The following is a 20,936-nucleotide window of genomic DNA, read 5'->3' on the forward strand; positions in this document are numbered from 1 at the left end:
CGCCAAAAGCCGGATGGTCAGATGAAATCTGAGGGGGGTCAAAATTGGACGCCGATTACCCCGCCAAGGGGGTCAAATTTGCACGCCGAAACACAACGATGAAGGCGCGGTGCGGCTCCAGCACACGTCGGCGATGGCCGCCCATCTTGCCGGGCGACACACTACCGGTGGCCCGATAACGCTGCGACCACTTCACCACGGATGAGACAGCTATGTCGAACCGCTCCGCCACCACCCGGCAGCTCTGACCGTCCACAACCGCTGCAATGACTCGCTCGCGAAGATCATTCGAATAGGGTCGCGTCATCGATGCTGGCCTCCATTCCAGCATCCATCATGAATCACAAATCTGCTGATTTGGGAATCCCGCACCGATTCCGATAAGAAATGATCCGCTCTAGTCCAATTGCGAGGTAGGGGTCAGAACAAGAGCAGTCCGAAATAGTACGCCAAGATCGAACGAAACAGGAACGATACGGTAGATCGGATGTGCAATATCCGATCTCTGTGGATTGCCATCGACATGCGCCAGTTTTGATTTGTCCGGCCCGACTCGACAACGCTTCACGCAGATTGGTCATGAATGGAGTCGGGCGATGGCAAAGCGCAAGCTTCTCAAAGATCAAGATCGCCGGAAGCTTGTCGATATCCCAGTCGACGAGGACGGCTCAATCCGCCGATGCATATCCGGCGCTGTCGAACCACATAGGGGCGCCAATCAATGCCAGTTTGATCCCGATCATTGGGACGATCTGCTCCATCTCGCGGCGTCGATCACGGCGCGGTCCGTGGTGCCGTCTACGATACTCAAGAAACTGTCCAGCGCCTCTGGTCTCAACCTCGTCGTCAGTGCGATCGTCCAATGGAATACAGTCTATCTCGACCGTCCAATCACACAGCTGAAGCGAGCGGGTCGAGATATTCCTGATACTCTGTTGAAGCACATCTCGCCGCTCAGTTGGGAGCATATCAACCTTACCGGCATCTACACCTGGGATGCGAACCTCAGATGCCCAACGGATTTCGATCGCTCCTTCTGCCAGCCGGGCTACGGCGGGTCGCATAAGTTCTCATTCCGTTCGCCCTTAGCGGCGTACGATTTAGGACTGCTCTTGTTCTGGCCCCTAAATGCCAAATTCGATGCCCTCTGTGCCTTCGTGGGGGAAAACACATTCATAGCGCCAGCGACGTTTCAACGTATCATCATCCCAACATTCAGTATTGGGCTGCCGGAAGTTGAAGTACAGCGTCTTTGCCCGATCTGGATCGTTGTTCAGGATGCGCGCGATAGTTTCGCGGTCAGGGTGATCGTGTCGGGAACCATCCGTCGAGAACGCGAAGACCTGGCAGTCGATAATTTTCAACAGGGCGGGCGAGGTGTTTGCCTTGCTTCCATGATGGGAGACCTTGAGACAATCCAGTCTCAGCTTGTTCGTTTCGGAATAACCGCGTCCCCGTAGAGCTGTTTCAATAATGTCTGGGTGAGAGTCGGCGGCCAGCAGCACCTGCCTTTTGTCGAATTCCGCGATGAACACAATGCTCGCACCGTTGGGTCTGGTCGTGTCGATCTTGAACGGCGTCGCGGCGAGGACATCGACGTTGAGATCGCCAAGCACTTCCCGACTGTCAATGAGCGCGCGTTCGACTTCGTCTGGATCGGTGGTTCGCAAACCCGCCTTTGCAAGCTCCTGATCCCACACAGGAAGAAGTTGTGCCAGCTTACGATCGGAAGGTGAGAGGATAGTCAGAGTTAGCCCACCATCAAGGGATATCGGTTCCGCCGCTTCCGGACTGTCAATCGAAACCACGGAACTTGCGAATTCGGGATTCCAGCGCCAGCCGATTTTGACGATACCGGCCGACACCTTTTCCGCCTGTACGGCGCCAAGTGCCTCGCGCCCGAGTGGTGGTAAGCGGTCATTGGCTGCCACCAGCTGCGCATGCGCATTGAACCACAACCGTTCGGCGGTGAAAGGCAATTTTGCCTCCTTGAACAGCGGTAGGGCGCCTTCGATATGGTCGGCGTCGATATGCGTAAGGCAGAACAGGTCAAACTTTTCAACGATGCTCAACAGCGGTTTCAAAGCCCTGTAGTCACCCGTCCTTCCGAGGTCGATCAATGCGCGGTGCGGGCGGTCCTCCGGTCCCCATGACAGGATCAGCGCATCACCCTCCGAAGCCGGATGCATCGCGAGACGGAAGATTGACATGTTTGCTCCTTTATTGCTCGACGCGGATGACCGTGAAAGCTTGCATGACATCGATGCGACCGATCAGTTTGCGCGCCGCCACCCTGGCGCTTTGCAGTTCGGCGTCTTCTCCCGGAAGGCTTTCGAGGCCGCGTGCCAGCCATTCAGCCGAAAGCGAATAGATCGGCACACCGCGGTTGAAGCCTTCAAACAGGAGTTGTCTGACGATTGTGATTTCATCGGCGTTCCGCGCGCGCAGCAATTTTCGACGTGCGAGAATGATCGGTCCATCGGAAATGCCGCGAAACCAATCCGAAATATTCGTCAGCCATGGATCCCAGCTCTGTTCGAGATCCGGATTGGCGGACGCGACCGCGACGAGTGCGCCGGCGATCGCAGCGAGCGGGTTCCCCAATTTTTCGCGAATGGCATCGACGACGGCGGTCCCAAGCGCACTGCTGAGCAGCATTCCGCTCGCCTCCATATCGCGCGAGGCAAGAAAACCAAGCAGTCCGCCCCACACCGTGTCCTCGACGACGACGGTAGACAGCGCTTCGTTCTCCGGCGCGAGCCGGTCCGCCAAGATATAAGGCCGCCATTTCCCTTGGGTTTCGGCTCCGTAAAGACCGAGACTGGGAATGACGGCGAGTTCCCTGCGTCCCACGCCTTCAACCAGCGCAAACAGCGGCCGCGACAGAGCAGCCTCCTGAAATCCTTCGAAGCGAAAATGCGCGTGTTCCACAAAATCGAGCCGAACAAAGCGACCGTCATCTTCCCACTCGGCTGTCTCGATCATCGGGCCAGAAGGTGGCCGACGCTCGAGGGAGATATCTACATGATACGCAGAATTGGAAAAGATTGGATCGGGCAGCCTATCTGACGTTTTAAGTCTTCCTCTATCATCCATGAACCCACCGTCATCAGGTGAGGGAAGCGCGGGCGCTGGCAGCTCCAACCCCGTTGTGCTCGTCAGTAGATCGCGCAATATCCGGCTGCGTCCCAAGGCTTCGATCGCCTGTCGTTTTATCCGTGAGCCGAGGCTTGGTCGCCAGGGGGACGGCATTTCCGGAGGCGGTGGAGGAGGAGGAACGGCGACAACTGGCTCGTCTCGCCCCAAGCCGGCGCGTATAGCGCCACTCGTTGCCGCGGCCTTCAGCCAGTCTTGCGGCGCATCCGGCATCGCAAACTTGATCTCGACGATCTGGTCTTTGGCTACGGAAACATCCCGCGTCTCGACCCTCCCGTCAGGCGTGCGCAGCGTCACGTGATGTTCGCCTGGCCCAACATCGACCGCAGCCGTGCCGCGGATTGGAACGGTAATCTGCTTAGGATTTTTGGTCGGCTCGTCGCGGCGTACAATCTCAGCAACCGCGCCAGCCTCAATGTCAATTGCACCAACTAGGCCAATCACAATTTCGGCTCGCCCTGCAAGACTGCGCGCTGGATCGAGGTGCCCGATCACCTGCGCGCGTGGCGGCGGTTTCTTTCGAAACTGCATGAAGTAGGCTGGCGCGACGATCTTGTCCTCGATTACACCAAAATCCAAATCCCCATTCTTGGCCGTTACCGCAATGTCTGTGGAAGGCGGAACCCTGACCAGCCGAAAGGCCGCTTCGTTTTCTTTCCCAACAATCGTGGTCGTGAGATCAGGCTTTACCACGACACTGATGATACTGTCTGGCCAATCAGCAGGATCGTCGAACGAGATGTAGACGGGAACGTCGCGTGAATCACGCGGATAGGTGATCGGAAAATTACCGGCTAGTCGGCTATTTGGAAGTTGGGCCTTTTCCCCTGCGACCCTCTGCAGGGACATGAGAAGAGCAATTTTATCTGCGAGATTTCCGGGCTGGACCCGCCATTTCGCATTCGCGCGCTCTCCAGCTACACCTGCAAGAGCGGTCATCAGTGCTTCCGCGAAAAGCGTCGTCTTGTTCGTACGCCCAATCGCTACCTCTCCTAAGGAGGTGGACGTTATGACGGATTGCTTGCGATTTTCACCATGATCATCCTCGCGCCGGACGAGGTTGATAATTTTCGTGCCAAAGGTGCCCACCAGGGGCAACCGCGCATCGGTCGGGGTGCGGCAGCAGTCGAAAAGCAGCAGTTGATGAATCGGAACGGCATTTTCCAATGCGCCCACCAACTGCTCTATCTCGCACATGCCCGCCGTCACATCGAGAGGGTCGGTATCAAAATCCTCCAGAAGAAAAGCGGTGCTGCCGTAGAAGCTTTCGCCGTGGCTTGCGACGTAGAGGATGGCGAGATTATCTTTATGGGAGCTGATCCGTTCTACCCACGCCCGTACGGCCGCCTGTACATTGGGAAAATCTGCACGGGGCACAGGACCCTCGCCGTACGTCGCTTGGCGGGCTTCGTTTTCCGGGGTCGGTTCGGATAATAAAAGCGCGACACTGGCAAGAGGGCAATCCGGATTATCGAAACCCAGCTCACCTCCATCAACGAACCAGTCGGCAAGGGCGCGGGCAGAAACCGTAGTTGTCGTCAGCGGTCTCTTGAACCGCGCTGAGCGATAAGCGCCAACGCCAATAATCAGCGCATGGGTCGCAGGGCCGTCGGGGACGACATCGTCCCGATACACAAGGCCGACCGGACGGCCTGGGTCGTCCGCAGCAAGGATCATGGATCTGCCAAGCTTTCAGTCGGAATGGGAAAAGTATCGGGCGGCGGCACGTCTGGCGCCAGATAACTCCGCAAGGCCACATCCATCATCAGCCAACCCCAGTTGATTAGACGGCCCTGTTCACGTTCCGAAAATGGGTCGAGACGCGTTCGCAGTGCGGCCATCCAGGCAATTATGCCCGGGGCGGCGCCGAGTACCTGCGGCGCGGAATATTCCCGCAAGTCACCCTCGATGCCGGCAAACACCGTCTTTCGCCCCGTTGCCCGCGTCTGCGCAAATAATAGACGTTTGCGCAGCCCCCTCGCTTGGTCCGTAGCAATGTCTAGAGCCCGCAACGCCTGTTTGGGCCAAAGCGCACTTGCCGTCTCCTCAGTCCCAAATGGCGCGCCTGCATCGCTGACGATGACCGGGTCGAAGTCGTCGACCGTCTCCAGGCCCAAATTATCGTAGACGCCGCCGTCGGTAAGTGCCAGTCGCTGTGTAAACTGGAGATCACCGGTGTGAACCGTACCGTCAAGCGCCTCCCACGCGACCGGGTCGAGGTCTATCTCGACCGGAGACAGGATCGGTGGAAACGCGCTGGAGGCGGCGACCGCTACGGCCAGCCGAATGTGCGGGCGCGCGATTTTCCCGATGGTGTAATCCGCCAGCTGCCGCTTCTCCATCCGCACCAGCCGCCCCGTCTGGAGATTCGTGGCGTTGAAGATAAACTGCGGGCTATCCGGGAGATCCTGCAGACTGATACCGTTGAACATATCGTCATAAGCATTGGCTAGGACGTCACCGATCGACTGACCAGGCAGGACGCTCCCCCATCCGACCGCCATTGTATCGATGGAGCGTCGGCAAAAGGCACGCAACGGCTCGACTACCTCTTGCGTGAGGTTTACCGCGACGCCGTTCTCGAATCTGAGCCGCGGCCAGGCGGCCGCCAACATACCACTCGCAATCGATCCCCCCGACACGCTGGAAATCCGGGTGATCCGCGATAGGTAACCGAGCTCGTTTAATCGTAAAAGCGCACCGCAGTGAAACAGTGTTGCCCGGAACCCACCGCCCGAAAGGGCAAGCGCGGGAGTCTTTCTATCGGTCTCGACAGTCCTTGGTTCCGGCATCCGCTTTTCCTCGCTCTTTGGCGACCGCGCTCATACTCTAGTACAAAGTCTATGATCGCCCCATGCGCCACGATCACCGGCCCAGGTCCATGTGATGCAACGAAGGGTTTAATGATAACTACGAAATATCGCTGCAAACAAGCAATTTGTTCTAGCGATAGACTGCGTAAACGAGGATGGATGAATCAAAATGGTAACGTTGGAGTAGCGCCATAGAAAGACGGATTCCCGATGGGCTAACGGCGCAGGGAGAGAATGAAAATATCGTCAATGACGTTCTGTTATGAAATGAGTTAGCCCTAATATCCAATCGGCCACGTTATTCATTATTTGAGAAAGTCTATCAGGCAGGCTGGTTATAGCTGCGTCGTTGCTGCCGGCTTGGCATATGCTCGGCGGCAGATCAAATTGTGCCCGTATCTCGGGGGAAAGATCTTGCTGCACGCTCCCGCATGCACGAGCGATAAGTCCTGGCACACTCCAATTCACGCGAAAGAGCCGGCCCTCCTCAAGCAGGGCGAGATCGTCTTGTGCATCGAATTGAACAGCGGCAGGTGTTGCGACCGGCAAACGGAGAAGTTCCCTGTGTTCGCTCACGCTCCACAAGCGCAGCGATTGATCTCCTTGCATTACCACGGATCGATCAATTTTTCCGCTGACCGAAGCGATGAACTGACAATTTGATGAAACGGCTAGGTATGTGACCGCCTCCTCATGGTGACCTAATTCGAGGCGCTCATCCCAATCAGCTCCCCGCAAAAGAACAACTCGGCCCGACGCCGTTCCCACCGCAATGCATTCGCCGGATTGATCAAGCCCGATCGCTTCGATCGTGTCCCCGAGGTCCCGCTTTCCTATTTCCGTGCCATCCGCTATCTTTCTAATCGAGAGCGTATTGCCGGCGGTAAAAAAGAATGGCCGCGTGGGGTGACCCGCGATAGCAAAAATTGTGTCGTCGGCCGGATAGGAGGTGACAGGCTGGTAATCACCGTTTTTCTCGCGCCAGATCGCCACTGTGTCGGTGGTCGCGCCCACGATATTTGCCCCCCCGCCTTGGAATCGAGCGTAGACCCAATCATTGGCCACAGGCCCACCTTCCAATTTCTGCGCGGTGCTAGGCGACGCTGTCGAGCGTATGTATAGTCCATTTCCATTTGCGGTAAGAGCCAGGCTCCCGTCAGCCTCCAGATCCATATCGTACGAAGCGCCTATATTGGCTTGCCCATTAATGCTCGGCAGGCCAATCCAGCTTGCTTTTTCGGATCCCGCCGGCCACGCGACTACCTTATTGAAAGCGTTGGTCGCGAACGCCGCAATCGATCTCGTCTTGTCCAGCGCCAAAGCACTCCCCAGGCCGCCTAGCACTGTGTTGACCGCCTCGAACGGTGACTTGGCATCGAATGAGGCGAAATAAACATTTCCGCCGGCATCCCCCATGGCAACCATTCCGGTGTCGGTGTCCAGTGCAATGGAACGAACTGCACCAACACCCCTGAATCGAAATCGCTCGGTCCTTCCGCGCTTCGTGACGAGCATGGAGTTTGCGGCAAGGTTCCATCCATACGCAATCCCATCGGCCGACAGCGACAATATGTGTTGACGTTTGCCGTCGACTGCCATGTCGCGAACGAGGCCGCTGTGCGGCAGAGTCTGGAACACCTTCCTGGCCGCAACTGAGTAAAGGGTTATAACTCCGCTCTGGCTGGCGATGGCGAGAATATCATCCGTCAGGAATCGCATCGACCTCACGACACGCGCCCTTTGTGCCACTTCGCCGATATTGGCCCAATCGACGCTGTTGAAAAGATTGACCTTCCCGTTAGTAAGGCCGACGGCTAGCATGGTGCCGTCCGGGCTGGTTTCCAAGACCGACGCGGCAGCCTCGACCGGCAATTTTTTTTCCCAGGTATTTTGTCGGAAATTCAAGACAAACACATTCGATCTCGTGTCTTCAAAGACACTCTGTATGCCGGCGAATGCGGGAATATCACTGGTTGCCAAGGCACTTTCGCCTTTTGGGTTTTCGACAGCCACGGCGATGCGGTTGGTGTCGAGGAAGCTGATCGACCGCGGACTCGAGGAAACCTTAAGCTGCCAACGTTCGTCTAGATTGTCGCAGGAAATGATCGTAATAGCCCCCCCACTAAAACCGACGGCGATATCTAGGGCGTCTGGCGACATAGATACGCCGGTAATTTCTTTATCGAATTCGATAGTCCTGACGAACGATAGTTCTTTGATGTCCCAGACGGAGACCGACCTGCTGCCAATGGTCAAGAGCTGTCCTGAAGGCGGGCTGAAGAACGTCTGTAAGACACGGCCCTTGTGCGGCAACTCCTTCTTCCGTCGGTTCGTCTTCGCATCGATCACATCAACAATCGTGTCTCTCACCCCGACCAGGAGCTGCCCGCTGTCAATAAAGCGCAATTGTTGCGGCGGGCTGGCTATGTCGACCTTGCCTGAAGCGTTTGGGAGAAAATCAAGCGCCTCCATCAACGCGTTGAACCCTTGCGGCGAATATCGAAGCGACAGGCTATGAAGTGCGAGGATGACGGACTCTTCAGGGACGCCGATGTCGCCGACGTTGCGCACGCTCGCTTCAGCGGCGAGCTGCTGGCTCTTGGCCTCACGCGCACGCACCTCAGCAAGCTGTCGACGGTCGTCTGCGAACCAGGCCAAAAAAGCTAGTCCGATTGTCAGCGCGATCAAAATGCATATCGTTGACCAGCGTATGATCTGGTTCCGCCGCGCTCTCTTGAAACTCGCTAAGGCGAACCGCGTCTCTTCCAGATTGAGGCCTGGCGCGGCCGAGGCAGTCAACGTCTTCAGCCCGGAAAGACGCGCGGGATCCGACCAAAGTCGCCCGGTCTGCTCCTTTGGCGCCATGATCCAGGTCGCAGCGTCAGAGGTAAGGCGACGAAGGTCGGCAATCAGCAGCGCGTCACCTCGCACCCATGACAGCAGCCGGTCCCAGCCGAGAATCAAAGCATCATGCGCCAATTCGAGAAACGGCTCGTCATCAATCTTGTCGCTGACAATCAACCGTGCCGAGTCGAACTCGTCAAGGATTTTGTCGACCCTGACTTGTTCAGCTGAATCACTGACGACAAATTCCCGCCGCGGTACCCTTCGTCTCGCAAACTGGCCAACATCAACAGAAACGAAGCGCTCCAGAACCCTCCGCGCACTCTCCTGGTACCAATGGAAAGCGCGCTCGGCCTGCTGCATCAGATGGTCGAGATGGCGAGACGATAACCGAGCGCCAAGTTGTAGGGATCGCTGGTGACCGTCATTCCGTATGACGACTAGTCCGGCATCTCCCATCAGCGAGATGATTCTGTCGATGCGGGCGCGGTCCGCCGGATCTTCTGAAGCGAGACTATTTTCGGCTAGTTGCTCGCCGGTCCCAAGCGTCAACAGCCTCTTGAGTAGTCTACGGACCGTGCGCTTGTGCGCGTCATCCCACGCGCCGACCAAGTCGTTCGCCCGGGCCTTCAATGATCCGACTACACCACCCTGGAGGGCCTCGTAGTCCGCCGCGGTCAGGGCTCTGTCGCTGCTCCGGCGCCGAAGATAATTGAGGTACATTTGGCTCAACGCAAAAGAGAGAAGCGGCAATGCGCCGGGCATTTGTACAACTTCGTTGACGAGCTGCTCGACCAGATCACTCGATTCGAACCGCATCACTTTGACCGCCGCCGGTCCTTCGATGACCCGGCGCAGTTCATCTTGCGTCATAGGGGGCACAAGAAAGCGTGCTTGCGCCCAACCGTCGTTCAATGGCGATTGCGCGAACTGCGGTTCGTACTCGGACCGCACCGTTATGAGCGCTCGAAGCCCAACGCCGCTGTCTCCAACAATCGCTCGTTCAATCAGCGTCAAGTAATCCCGCATCACAGCGCCGTCGTGGCTCATGGTGATCAGTTCCTCCGCTTGATCGATCACCAAAAAAACCTCGCCAACGCCAGAGAGCGATTCTACCCAATTCTTAAGCGCGGCCGGGTCCGATCTCAGCACCCGCCCATCGGGCGTGTAAGTTTCTTCTGAAGTGGCGCTCCGGAGGGCCCTTGCCAGGCTTTGGAAAGGGTCAGGACCCGGTCGAACAATGATGGGATCAGTGAGCTTATTTTGAAAGCGATGATCGCTCCTCAGCCGCGGTACCAGTCCTGCTCGGACCAGGCTGGACTTCCCTATGCCTGATGGACCGGTCACCACCACCAGATGCTTACTCAGGACAAATTCGACGAGGCTTTTGCTGACCTCTCCCCTCCCATAGAAGAGATCATGATGCTCGGCGTCGTAAGGCGTCAGGCCTCGCCACGGATTGGTTTTTTCATCGAGGGGTGGCGCGTCCGGAAGCGATAATTCGGTTTTCGGTGCCAAAAACACAAACTGCCCTTTGTCGTGCTTTTGCAAGGGCCACAGAATCGGAGTTTGTTTAGATTTTCGCTGACCGTCCGGGCGTAACTCTGCTTCGATGTAAAGGTATAGCTCGGTCGCCGTAATAACGCCGTCTCCAGCGGCGGCGCCTGCCGGAAGATCGGCCGCGCCCCTTAACCCGCGGATCAGAGCTGCGGCGAAAGGAGAGTGAGCATGGTTATCGTCGCGTTTGCCCAGGGGCTTGGCGCCGGCAATGTCGATTGCTTCCTCGTCATGCGCTGCTGAGGCGATGGCCTGCCAGGCGGCGTCTTGAACGAACCATCGAAAACGTTCCTTGTGAAGTTGTGCTGCTGCTGGCGCGACTTGACGAGTGTTAGCCCAACGGAAAGCGCCAGCGAAGCAACAGTCTAGTACCACTAGCATATGCCGACATGGCAACGCTAATAGGGCGCTTTGCAATTCCACCATAGAAATAAAGGTTTGGCGTTCGTCGTGCTTGGCATCTTGTGGAAGTATGTAGCCTTCTGGTCCGCTGTCGCCTTCCAGTGCGATACCATGCCCCGCGAAGTAGAAGACCACCCTGTCGTCTTCGGATATCTGCGACTGAAGCGCGAGAAGCCGAGCGCGTAGGCTCTCCGCTTTCGCCTCCTCGTTCACGATGATTTCAGTTTCGAAGAAGTGCTCCTCGGAAAGCACCTTCGCAAGTTCGTCTGCATCGCCGACCGGTGTCCTAAGTGGAGGCACGCCATTTTCGTAGCGGTCAATCGCCACGAGAATCGCTACACTTCGGCGAAAGCCCTCCACCACATCCCCCATTATTCCGAAATCAATGAAACAGCAGCGGCGCGCCCGTTCCCTTCGAGCTGCACAACCGAAAGCACTTCAGACGATAAACGCATAAGACAAAGTTGCAAGGTTGTCGTGGTTGCTGGCAGCTCGAACCTCATCGGTTAAGGGCCTGAAGGCCGTCGCTGGAAGCAAACCATCGAGATGGATATCATTGTCCGCGCTAGCGAGGCTCTTGAGCGGAATCGAACCGCCGACCCCGTCGTTTGGCCGATATTTTCGCGCCGAATCTCCCTGCACGGGCAGCTGCTTGCTCTCGGGAATGGCCGGTATGGGGCCGGTTGCAGAGCGTTCGGTCCTGGAAGCCGGAGTGACAGAGCCGCCGCAAAGCACGGGCGAAGACATAGCTGGCTGTAGGCTAAAGAGAACGCTATCAACCGCACGCGCCACTTAGGTGCCATGGGTAGATGACCGAGCTCGGGATTCTCGTCGCGATTATAATATCGCCGCTGCGGGTGTAAACTGGCAGATCCGGAAAAGCATCGTGCAACTCGGAGAGTGGGATCGACTGCATACAGATCTCTTGCGAGAGCGGAATTCCAGTGTCCGGATCAGTCATAATTTCTGTTTCTTAGCATATATCATAGCGTCGTTATTCTCGAAATAAATCCCGACAACGTCTGACTCACGGACCCGCCACTCGTTGTAGGCACCGTTCGAAACCTGAAAACTACGCTCGAAGGTATCGGAAATACGATCTTATGTGAGTTGCGCCACGTTCCGGGATTGGCAACTGAGTGCGCATTAACTTCTACGCCCTCGACGCTTGGGGTCACTATCTTTCCGAACGAAATTTGAAGATGGAGTTCGGTTTCCTTCGCAGGTGTTTTTCCCAGATTGGCGGCTTCAACGCTGAACTGGATTGCGAAAGTGCCCCGATGTTCTGCAAGCTGTATGACGGGGCGCTCCAGCCTGATCCATGGCCGTTGATCAAGGATGAAGTTCTCTCGCGCTAGCTGGTTGGCATTAAGAGCAGCTTTCGCTGCTGCTGCAGCGGCCTTTGTCGACGCCCATGTCAACAATAGGGTGACGACGAGTCCCAAGGCGCCAATTACCGAGACGATAAGTTGGAGCCACCCGATCCACAACTGCGTTTCGCTCGCGGTAGCGGACCTTTCCGTAGCAATCGCCGAACGCTGTTGGGCTTCGAGATCCAATGCATCGTGACGTTCAGCAGCCGAACGCTGCCGTAAATCTTCTTGTAACGACAACTTGTCCGGAACTATGCGGACGGGAACTGGGAACTCCGTCTCTTGCGATGTCTGAGCGCTAGCGGCGGCTGGGCTCGCCAGCGTCATACAAGCCGTCATCATAAAGTGTAGCACGAGAAAGGGGGAACTAATGCGCGACCGTTCATTGTCTTATTCGCGGTGGTTGTCCGAAATAGATCGAAGGCGCTGCAAATCTTCGTCGTCTGCCGCCCGCGAAGGCGTCGGGCGAACATTGCCGAAATATTTCCGCTCTAAACCACCATAGGTGATGCTCTCCGGCAACTGGGTCAGCCGCATCTGAAACATTTTCGCTCCAACGACGAGCTCAATTGGATTGTTGCCGTGGTTGAAGAGCTCGATGGAAAAACAGCCCCGAAATCCCGGCTGGACCATGGTGTTCACCGCGATCCCAAGCCTGTTGTAGCTGCTCCGCGTTAGGACGTCCGCATAGCAGTCACCTGGAAGCGCGATGTATTCAAGTGTCGTCGCAAGTACAACCTGATCCGGATAGAGAATGAACCGCTCGCCGAGTTCACGACGAGTCGGCTGGAAATAGGACGAGATCGCGCGAAACCTTTCGTCGTCCCGCGCGATGCCTATATAGGGCCGCCGGGTCACGATGGAGACGAGAAAGTCGTAGCCCAGCCGGAGATCAATGGTCAAATCGCCGATCTGACCGTCGTCAAGAAGAGGATCAATCCATAGGCCAGTGGGATCGTTTTTGCCGAGCCGGGCGAGAACGTCTTTTTTTATCATGCGGCTCCCCGTTTCCATATCTCTCGAATGGACGCATTTCTAATCGACTTTTCGACAAGGTCGTTCACAATGCGGGTCGCATCGAGGTGGCCCCCGCCGGTCGCCCAATTCGGTCCGCCACCCGATTTGACCTTTCCAAGATAGGACCAGCCGGCGGCAAACATGCCGTGAAGTTCCTCGTCGTTCGAGATTGCGTATGGGCGGATGTCGTCAAACGCCGTTTCTAACGGAGGCACAGCATAACGGGACTGGAGCGTTGGGAGACCAAGGCTCTTCAAGGCGGCCTGATACATCTCCAGTTCCTCGAATTTGTCGCCGTCCAGGAAAGACTGGATCGTGCCGAGGCGTTTCTCCGTCGAAGGATGGGTCAGACTGATCTCCGCGTTTGGGTTGATCGCGTAGAGCGTATCAATGATCACCGGCCCGACATAACAAGCTGCAAAAAGATCCGCGAAATGCTCGCGTCGATGGACGAGCAAAAGCTCGAGCACTTCGGGCGTGGCCTTAGGCTGTGGATGCGTCAGAAGGGTTGAGCCAGAAACGTTGCGCGCAAGATCAACGAAGTGTCCGAGTTCGTGATAAAGTGCCGCACAAAAGAGCGGCATGTGCTTGTAGATTCGGGGAACGCCGATGAAGATGAGCTTCTCCTCAGGCAATTTCCCTTGATAGCGGTCCATTGCAGTCGCCACAAACTCCCAAGGGTCCCCCGGTTTGAGATGGAAGTCCTTTTCGTCGGTCAGAGCGGTCGTGATGATGCACTTGCCTGGCAACCATTCGTTGATCGCGTGGCGCATGCAATATTCAATCTCGTAGGGCGCCTCTTTCGTCGTTGAACCTTGAAGATAGCGATGACAGGTCCAGACCTTCTCCGTAAAAGACCGGAGGATTTCTTCATCGTAGGCCGGCGACACCTCAAGCGCGTGTTTGATGACATCGATCAGCGCGTTAGCATGTTTTTCAATCGCGCGATTGAAATAGGGTGTCTTGGAGAGCTGTGTCAGGCTTTCGGCCAGTAGTGCAAGATCAGTCCGCGGATGCAATTCTCGGCTCCAAATTTCGGAGCACCTTATGAGCAACGGCTTGGCTGACATCGTCGAGCGAATTGACCCCGTCTAGAGCGTCACGCAGACCCTTGTACGCCAAGAGATCGTTGGCAAGCTGCACCGCTTGCGGCGTGACATCTGGAGAGATCGCATGCGGGTTGTCAGAAAGTAGTCTCGCTTGGTGCAATACACAGTCAAAGTGGAGCGATAAAGGATTGGAAACTGGGCTGTTCCCGCGATCGATTAGAACCAATGCCAGTCGAAATAGCTCCAATCGCCTACTGTTTTCGGATGGCATGGCTGCAAGCATATCGTCCCCCAACTCGCGCCGAATCGAAGCGAGAATAACTCGGCAGAGTTGAGAGTGGAACAAGACATACTAATTTTCCGGTAATATATCCCCACTATCTTTGCACCATTCTATCCGACCGCCGCGCATCCAGAAATGGCAACGGCAACCGTCGGTCCGGCGCACGGACGGCTCGAGACTTGGCCGGCCGAGCCAGTCGGAACTGACTGACCAACGCGGACGCCGTTCCTGATTGAGCGAGAGAAGGATTGGAGCCCCGCAGCCGGACGGGCAGGTAAACGTCACCCATTTCGGCCGATCGGCTGGACCGACGATGACGGCGCGGCCTGGAAGAAGTTCATCAGGACCTGGCATATCGAGCGCCGTCGAAGCGAGAAACGCCGGACGTTCGATGATACAGAGCCAGGCAAGCATCCTGGCAAACGAGGTACGCAATATCATCCTGCTCTCCCCAGGAATGGTTGAACATCGCCGAGGCCGTGGATACGGTCGGATGTGCAGATGCGGCACGGCTCCTGTTTTGCCCCGGGCCGGAAGTCCTCAACCAGATTGAACTTGCGAACCCGGTTGGCGATGGAGCCATCTTCACCGCGAAACTGGTTCATGCGCTGGATCATTTCCTCGACAGCCATTGTTGCGACCGAGGTTGTAAAGGAAATAACAGCGGGCGACGGATCGCCCTCACCGCGGACATAGGCTTCTGTCTTGCGGCGTTCATATTCCTCCGGCTCGTTGCGACGCAGCGCCTCTTCTGCTGCGATCCGGGCGTCGACAACACGCCGGCAGACGAGGCAGCTGCTTCCCGGCTCCAGCACAGACACGCGGCCGTCGGCTTCCAAGCACGAGATTGCGAAGCGCTCGGTGACGCGAAGCGCAAGGCCAATATCGATGACCGGGATGAGGTAGTAATAGGCCAGTCGATTGAGCAGTAGGCGGCCGTCGTGATCGTCGGTACAGCCAAAGATCAGGTCCATTGACTTTAGCGCGTCGCGGCATTCGGCTGAACCGATCCAGCTGTCATACGTCCGCACCTGCGTTCCAAGGCCCATTCTCTCGATCTCGCGCTTTGCGACCTCGACCTTTTTGACCTTGCGTTCCGCGTCGTCCCAAGTGGCGCCATAAAGGCGATTGAGATTTGAGTGCTCGATGTGATCAGGGTCGAAGATGCCGATGTGCCCGGCGCCCATTCGCGGCAGTTGCTGCAGAAGAGGGCTTCCCGTGCCACCGGCGCCCACCACGCCGATCCGCATATGGCTCATCAGACGGTTGAAGCCGGCTCCCAACGCCAGTTCCTGTCGCGCAAGCGCAGGCGAGGCAAGGGTGGGCTCTGTGGCAAGGAATGTCGTGTGCCAATTGCCGCCGATCGTGCGAGCGTAGCCGAGATTGACGACGATATCCGGAGACGTCCATACGCGGCCGGCGACGAGCTTGTCGTTGGCAAAAAGCAAGCTCGGCAGCACTGCTGTCTCGCCATTTCGATTTTGCGCGAGGCGGGCAAGCTCCGCCTCGTTGCGATCATCCTGAGAAGAGAAATGATCGGGACCGCGCGGATGGGAATGGGCGATGCCCACATGGAGGCCTTCACGGTCGGCGCGGGCCAGAAGCTCCACGAAACGCTTGGTGCTCCACGAGATGTGCTGGTGGTCCGCAGACTTGATCTCGTCGTCTGCTACCCGAAGCACGTCCTTGACCATCAGGCGAAGCCGCGGCTGCCCATCGAACGGATCTTGCTCGATGCGGGAAAGTCCGAAGAGGACGTAGGCTGCATGCTCTGTGTCGTCAAAGCGGCAGAGCTCGGCGCGAAGCACGCCGAGATGCAGTTCGTTGATTGCGAGGTCGGCTCTCATGCTGCGATCTCCAACGCGCGTTCGATACGGCGCACCATCGTCCAGATGCCGTCGACGCCAGGGCGCCATGCATTGTTGTGGCGCGACCAGCGTTGCCAGGTCTTACCGGCATAGGCATGGGGCTGATCGGCGGCCGTGGGATAGCGCTGGCTGGCCGCAAGGCGGACCCAGGGCATCAGGTAAAACATGTCGGGGGCACAATCGGGATAGGCGGGCGGCAGTAGGATGAGAATGTCTGCAGCACCCGCATCGAAGCGCGCCGGCGGCAGGCTCCAGCCCTTCAGCACCACGGCTTTTGTCGCGCCTTCAATCACCTCTTCGTATTCAATACCCTGTTCGCGAAGGTAATCGCGGTCCTCGGGCGGGAGCACTGCTGCTCCCGCGCCTTCGGTGGTGGTGTCGATACCGGTGAAGAAGCGCTCGGTGCCACCCCCCTGGAGGTCGACCTTCTCCTTGTTGCCGATCAGCTTGTCATCGCCGACGCGCTGCGAAAGCCAGACGCCGTAAGAGTTTGGGTCGACGCCAGCAAGCCGCTTCAACTGAAGACCGGTGATGAAAGGCAGGCCCCATTCGAACTTCCGGCCATCGAGCACGAAGCGGAACGAACGATCGCTCTTGAAGGTGATGAACTGCTCCCGGCCGTCGCGATGCAGATCGACGCTCTCATCCGGCCGGATCTCTTCGAGCTGACCGTCCTCGAGCTCCTGAAACAGGAGGAATTCGTCCGTCGGGAAGAGCTTTGCCTTCTGAAGAATCTGAGCGCCGATAACGATCGCATCATCAAAGGTAAAGGGATTGCCGTCGATCTTGACCTCGAAGGTGTGACGGCGCTGTTGGATATTGTCAGTCATGCGTGGATTTCTCCGATGAACGACAGAGCGCCAGTCGCTCCATCTGCATCCATAATTAATAGCTATTTTTTAGCTATGCAATGGCCAGCGCTTAAATCTTTTTTGTTGACTAGATCAGTAAAATATCTATTTTCGTAGAGTCCATTTGCACAGGAGGCCACCCCGTGAAGAAAACCATGACACTCAATCTGACCGACGCTGAGATGCAGGCACTGCAGGATCTCTGCGACAAAAAGGATCTCTCAAAGACAGCCGTGCTACGTCAGGCACTCAGGCTTTATCAGCTTGTTGACGGGCGCATTGAACAAGGTGGAAAGCTCTTCTTCGAGGATGAAGCCAAGAAGGAGAAAGCGGAACTTATGGTGCTTTAAATCGTGATCTCCTATCCTGCGTTTCTGATTGATAAGCGTTCTGGCCAAACGGTGGACGCTCTACTCGTCGAAGGCATCAGCGAAACTGACTTGCAATCGGTGGAGACCGATTGGAGGCCGGTGCTGGAAACAAGGCTTCGAGAGTTGATGGCGCAAGGCGCCGATCGATCGGCATGGCCTGAAAGCAGTCATTGGGACTGGCGCAGGAAGGTTGACAGGGTTCGAGGATATCTCGCGTTCAGGACGATGGCGCTGATCTGTGAGGGTCAGCTGCAGGGTCTGATGATGCTCGCGATGGCAGGCCATACCTGCCGCATTGCAGAGCAGGCCAGGAAGGACCTGGTTTATGTCGACTATCTCGAATCGGCTCCTTGGAATTTGAAATCCATCGTCGCGCAACCTCGCTTTGGCGGCGTTGGAACCATGATGATCCGCGCTGCCATCCAGGTGAGCAGGGAGCAAGATCTGCAAGGCCGCATCGGCTTGCATTCGCTTCCTGCTGCCGAGCGCTTTTACAAGGACGTTTGCGTTATGACCGATCTCGGCCATGACGGAACCTATCAGGGACTAAAATATTTCGAGATGACGGCGGCTCAGGCTGACACATTCTCGATATCGACAGGAACATAGCCATGAAACTCGAAATCACGAGGGAATGGTTCGAACGTAGAGCCAAGCTTGAAGGAGACCTGGAAGTCTCCGCCGGCGGGCTTGCCAGGGACCCGACCCTAGACCAAGACGAATATACAGATCCGGCGGCTGAGGCCGCCGGGTCAATCCGTATGGCGTTTGGTTCATTCGTTGAAACCATGCGTCGACGGAAAGGAATGTCGATCGAAAAGCTTGCCGAGCGCGTCGATCTCGACGCGACGGATATCATGCGGATTGAGCGTGACGCCCATTTCACGCCCGAGCCGCGCGTTGTTTTTCGATTGGCGGAGACCTTCGACCTGCCAGGCAAGGCACTGCAGCAACTTTCTGGAAATACGGTCCCTCGCCCAGGTTTGCAGGAGCAAGCGCTCCGGTTCGCTGCCCGATCGGGAGATTCTCCGCAAAAGCTGTCCCGCGATGAGCAGCGGGCACTCGAAGAGTTCATCGCGTATCTGGAAAAGCAACAAGGCTGACGAAGTGCGTAACATCATTCTCAGCCGTGGGACGGCATCCGACATTGAGCGTCAGGTCAATAAGGTTCTTAAAGGGCTGGGGAATCCGGAGCCACCACTGCGACTAGAAGATGTACGTGAGCTTTTGAGGCTTGATCGCCGATACTATTCCACGACAGACGACAGCGCTCTTCGGGAGACGATAAGCAAACTTACAGTGGCCGGGGCGCAAATCATGAAGCGCCCCGGCCTCATCCTGGACGCGGTGCGGAAGCTCGATCTTCGCGCTTTATACCTGCCCGATCGAAAGAGAATCCTGCTCGACAGAGCCCAGCCTGACGCAAAACAGCGTTGGAATGAGGCGCATGAGATCGGGCACAGCATTTTGCCTTGGCATGAAGATTTAATGCTCGGCGATCACGAGCAGACCCTGACGCCGGGTTGTCACCAACAGATTGAAGCTGAGGCGAACTATGCAGCTGGCCAACTGCTATTTTTGCAATCGCGGTTCGGCGCAGCTGCAAACGGCTCTGCGCCGGGTCTCGATGCCGTTCGCGCTCTTAAGTCAGCATTCGGAAACACCTACACGACCACGTTTTGGAGGTTCATCGAGGACTCCCACCGGGATGTTCCGATGATCGGGTTGATCGGACAACACCCGCGTTTTCCAATTGCGAACCAATCGGAGTTTCGCCACATAATCGAGTCGCCTGCCTATAAAGCGATGTTTGAAAGTCTGCCCGCGGATCGTCTAGCGCAGGTGATCCGGACTTACTGCGAATACCGCAAACGTGGGCCGCTCGGCGCAGGCGAGGTTAACTTGATCGACAGCCGGGGCGAGACCCATGTCTTCTTGTTCGAAACATTCAGCAATACCTACGGTTGCCTGACGTTGGGAACGTACCAACGGCCTTACGCACGCGTCGTCGGCTTCTGATCAGAAGCGATCTATTGCATTCAAGCGCCCGTAAATTTCAGCGGTTGATCAATGTCATCGCCGGACCACGTCCATGGCAGGGATCAAAACAAGATTCCTGCGAAATCGCACTTTTAGCCGAGAAGGGGTGCCCGAGATCGATATCCGTTCCAAAAAAAGGGGAATAAATAGCATTTCGCCCTGAAACTTTATATTAGCATAGGCGGCAAACTGCGGAAAACATGCACGAATTCGGTTAGCGTAGGATTTCGCACGAATCTTGTCTTGACCCCCTAGAGGGTCGTCTTAAGCTGGTTGTAGAAAGCCGGCCGTCTCTGCGTCGTCGACCATTTCCTGACAAACCTCATCGGGGTGTCTCGATGAAAACATGTGCTCGATCGAATTACGCCACGTCAACGTGTTCGTGCTCGCGCCACTATGGTTGAGCGAGTAGTATCGGCCGCTTGGTTGATCGTGCCGGTGATCCATCATCAGAATGCGCGTCGGCGATAGAGGGAAGGAAACGAAAGTTTGTGGATCCCGGATTTCTTTGAACTGAAGTGACGGGTGGTGAAAAGCGACCGGGTTATCCGAGGTCACGAATATCGGCCGCTCTGAAACGACGATGGCCCATCGGAGACCCATAAGCTGTTCCGCAAACCAACTACATTTCTCAACCACGCTGATCCATGCACGTTTTAGCTCCCCATCGTCCGCGCCGATACACTCCGCCCAGGTTTCTTCCGAAATCGCAGCGGTCGTACTGCCGATTGTGACGTGTGTTGGCGATAGCCCGTGGGTGGGAACACCTGCGATCAGCGATCTATGAAAGCCCTTGGTCCAATCGAGCACGGCCGGGTTTCTCAAATGCATCGTCGCGACGAGCAACGAAATCATCTTTCGATACCAGCTCTTTGAGTAGTCGGGAAAATCTGAGCAAAGTGCTTTCCAGGCAGGGCTTGAAAACCACTGTTCGAGATCAGCTAGCTTCTTTTCAAAACGATCGTCTCTTCGGCCGGTCTCACTCAAGGACGAGTAAAGATGGAACTTAACCGCCACCTTCTTTATGGGCTTTTGTTCCGCGAGGAGCGTCGTTTTGCTCAGGCGCCAAATCTTCTCGGCGTTTTCCGGGGGAGTTGCAAAGTAACGGAGATAGGATTGAGGAACCCAATGGCAGTTCTTCGTGACGTTTTTGCTCATCCCGCTTGTAGCCTTTGCCTGACAGAAGGCATATTCTAGAACCAGTAGGAAAAAGAAAGAAAGAAGATAACAGGAAAATCCAACGCTCACGTTGCCGCTGGCGTTCAAACTGGCTCCATTGCTCGATTACTATGAAAGCGACCTATTAAAAAGC

The 20,936-nt window shown here is 56.5% G+C and carries 14 protein-coding genes and 2 pseudogenes; 5 read left to right on the plus strand and 11 right to left on the minus strand.

The annotated features are described in order from the left end of the window. Positions 1 to 94 precede the first annotated feature (94 nt). Positions 95 to 307: pseudogene (locus GA0061105_RS09780) on the minus strand (helix-turn-helix domain-containing protein); the annotation flags it as partial. Between the two features lie 356 nt (positions 308 to 663). Here GA0061105_RS09780 and GA0061105_RS09785 point away from each other — a divergent pair. Further along, a pseudogene (locus GA0061105_RS09785) lies at positions 664 to 1,066 on the plus strand (Tn3 family transposase); the annotation flags it as partial. A 58-nt stretch (positions 1,067 to 1,124) separates the two neighbouring features. Here the strand turns inward: GA0061105_RS09785 and GA0061105_RS09790 are convergent. The 9 genes from GA0061105_RS09790 to GA0061105_RS09860 all read right to left on the minus strand — a co-directional run bounded on the left by GA0061105_RS09790 (position 1,125) and on the right by GA0061105_RS09860 (position 17,192). After that, the gene (locus tag GA0061105_RS09790) at positions 1,125 to 2,210 is read right to left on the minus strand and encodes a ComEC/Rec2 family competence protein (protein WP_245304247.1); all 1,086 of its coding nucleotides are present in this window, start codon (positions 2,208 to 2,210) and stop codon (positions 1,125 to 1,127) included. Positions 2,211 to 2,220: 10 nt separating this feature from the next. Next, the gene (locus GA0061105_RS32360; protein WP_141130189.1) at positions 2,221 to 4,833 is read right to left on the minus strand and encodes a caspase family protein; all 2,613 of its coding nucleotides are present in this window, start codon (positions 4,831 to 4,833) and stop codon (positions 2,221 to 2,223) included. Beyond that, positions 4,830 to 5,948, minus strand: a complete 1,119-nt coding sequence (locus GA0061105_RS09810; RefSeq protein ID WP_092749775.1) for a patatin-like phospholipase family protein — start codon at positions 5,946 to 5,948, stop codon at positions 4,830 to 4,832. The genes GA0061105_RS32360 and GA0061105_RS09810 overlap by 4 nt, the downstream gene beginning before the upstream one ends. 267 nt (positions 5,949 to 6,215) lie before the next feature. Then, positions 6,216 to 11,144, minus strand: a complete 4,929-nt coding sequence (locus tag GA0061105_RS09815; RefSeq protein ID WP_092749777.1) for an nSTAND1 domain-containing NTPase — start codon at positions 11,142 to 11,144, stop codon at positions 6,216 to 6,218. Positions 11,145 to 12,535: 1,391 nt separating this feature from the next. Beyond that, entirely contained in the window at positions 12,536 to 13,141 is a 606-nt protein-coding gene (gene dcd / locus GA0061105_RS09835; RefSeq protein ID WP_092749785.1) for a dCTP deaminase, read from the minus strand. Further along, the gene (locus GA0061105_RS09840) at positions 13,138 to 14,181 is read right to left on the minus strand and encodes a M48 family metalloprotease (protein ID WP_092749787.1); all 1,044 of its coding nucleotides are present in this window, start codon (positions 14,179 to 14,181) and stop codon (positions 13,138 to 13,140) included. The genes dcd and GA0061105_RS09840 overlap by 4 nt, the downstream gene beginning before the upstream one ends. A gap of 382 nt (positions 14,182 to 14,563) precedes the next feature. Continuing rightward, positions 14,564 to 14,935, minus strand: coding sequence for a ubiquitination-like system serine protease family protein (locus GA0061105_RS33295; RefSeq protein ID WP_342587644.1), 372 nt, complete (start codon positions 14,933 to 14,935; stop codon positions 14,564 to 14,566). After that, positions 14,932 to 16,341: a ThiF family adenylyltransferase gene (locus GA0061105_RS09855; RefSeq protein WP_092749791.1), complete on the minus strand. Its 1,410-nt coding sequence runs from the start codon at positions 16,339 to 16,341 to the stop codon at positions 14,932 to 14,934. Before GA0061105_RS09855 ends, GA0061105_RS33295 begins: the two co-directional genes overlap by 4 nt. Continuing rightward, positions 16,338 to 17,192 carry a multiubiquitin domain-containing protein gene (locus GA0061105_RS09860; RefSeq protein ID WP_092749792.1) on the minus strand — a complete coding sequence of 285 codons (855 nt, stop codon included), beginning with the start codon at positions 17,190 to 17,192 and terminating at the stop codon, positions 16,338 to 16,340. The genes GA0061105_RS09855 and GA0061105_RS09860 overlap by 4 nt, the downstream gene beginning before the upstream one ends. A 176-nt stretch (positions 17,193 to 17,368) precedes the next feature. Between GA0061105_RS09860 and GA0061105_RS09865 the strand changes: the two genes are divergently transcribed. From GA0061105_RS09865 to GA0061105_RS09880, 4 genes are read left to right on the plus strand one after another with little or no spacing between them, the layout of a single operon-like run. Next, the gene (locus tag GA0061105_RS09865; RefSeq protein ID WP_092749794.1) at positions 17,369 to 17,563 is read left to right on the plus strand and encodes a transcriptional regulator; all 195 of its coding nucleotides are present in this window, start codon (positions 17,369 to 17,371) and stop codon (positions 17,561 to 17,563) included. Between the two features lie 3 nt (positions 17,564 to 17,566). Next, positions 17,567 to 18,193 (plus strand): hypothetical protein, encoded by a 627-nt coding sequence (locus tag GA0061105_RS09870; RefSeq protein WP_092749796.1) that lies wholly within the window; start codon positions 17,567 to 17,569, stop codon positions 18,191 to 18,193. 2 nt (positions 18,194 to 18,195) lie between these two features. After that, a complete protein-coding gene (locus GA0061105_RS09875) occupies positions 18,196 to 18,687 on the plus strand; it encodes a helix-turn-helix domain-containing protein (RefSeq protein WP_092749798.1) in 492 nt (163 codons plus the stop codon). Positions 18,688 to 18,691: 4 nt separating this feature from the next. Then, on the plus strand, positions 18,692 to 19,603 hold the full coding sequence (locus tag GA0061105_RS09880; RefSeq protein ID WP_092749800.1) for an ImmA/IrrE family metallo-endopeptidase: 912 nt from the start codon (positions 18,692 to 18,694) through the stop codon (positions 19,601 to 19,603). A gap of 285 nt (positions 19,604 to 19,888) precedes the next feature. On the opposite strand, the gene GA0061105_RS09885 is transcribed toward GA0061105_RS09880, so the two are convergent. Next, positions 19,889 to 20,890 (minus strand): DUF4238 domain-containing protein, encoded by a 1,002-nt coding sequence (locus GA0061105_RS09885; protein WP_141130190.1) that lies wholly within the window; start codon positions 20,888 to 20,890, stop codon positions 19,889 to 19,891. Positions 20,891 to 20,936 lie beyond the last annotated feature (46 nt).

This window comes from Rhizobium aethiopicum, from assembly GCF_900094625.1.
Lineage (GTDB): Bacteria > Pseudomonadota > Alphaproteobacteria > Rhizobiales > Rhizobiaceae > Rhizobium > Rhizobium aethiopicum.

Coding starts and splice junctions, on each gene's coding strand:
- GA0061105_RS09810 (WP_092749775.1), bottom strand. CDS start 5,948: ATGCCGGAACCAAGGACTGTCGAGACCGATAGAAAGACTCCCGCGCTT.
- GA0061105_RS33295 (WP_342587644.1), bottom strand. CDS start 14,935: ATGATATTGCGTACCTCGTTTGCCAGGATGCTTGCCTGGCTCTGTATC.
- GA0061105_RS09865 (WP_092749794.1), top strand. CDS start 17,369: ATGACACTCAATCTGACCGACGCTGAGATGCAGGCACTGCAGGATCTC.
- GA0061105_RS09790 (WP_245304247.1), bottom strand. CDS start 2,210: ATGTCAATCTTCCGTCTCGCGATGCATCCGGCTTCGGAGGGTGATGCG.
- GA0061105_RS09875 (WP_092749798.1), top strand. CDS start 18,196: ATGAAACTCGAAATCACGAGGGAATGGTTCGAACGTAGAGCCAAGCTT.
- GA0061105_RS09860 (WP_092749792.1), bottom strand. CDS start 17,192: ATGACTGACAATATCCAACAGCGCCGTCACACCTTCGAGGTCAAGATC.
- GA0061105_RS09855 (WP_092749791.1), bottom strand. CDS start 16,341: ATGAGAGCCGACCTCGCAATCAACGAACTGCATCTCGGCGTGCTTCGC.
- GA0061105_RS32360 (WP_141130189.1), bottom strand. CDS start 4,833: ATGATCCTTGCTGCGGACGACCCAGGCCGTCCGGTCGGCCTTGTGTAT.
- GA0061105_RS09815 (WP_092749777.1), bottom strand. CDS start 11,144: ATGGGGGATGTGGTGGAGGGCTTTCGCCGAAGTGTAGCGATTCTCGTG.
- dcd (WP_092749785.1), bottom strand. CDS start 13,141: ATGATAAAAAAAGACGTTCTCGCCCGGCTCGGCAAAAACGATCCCACT.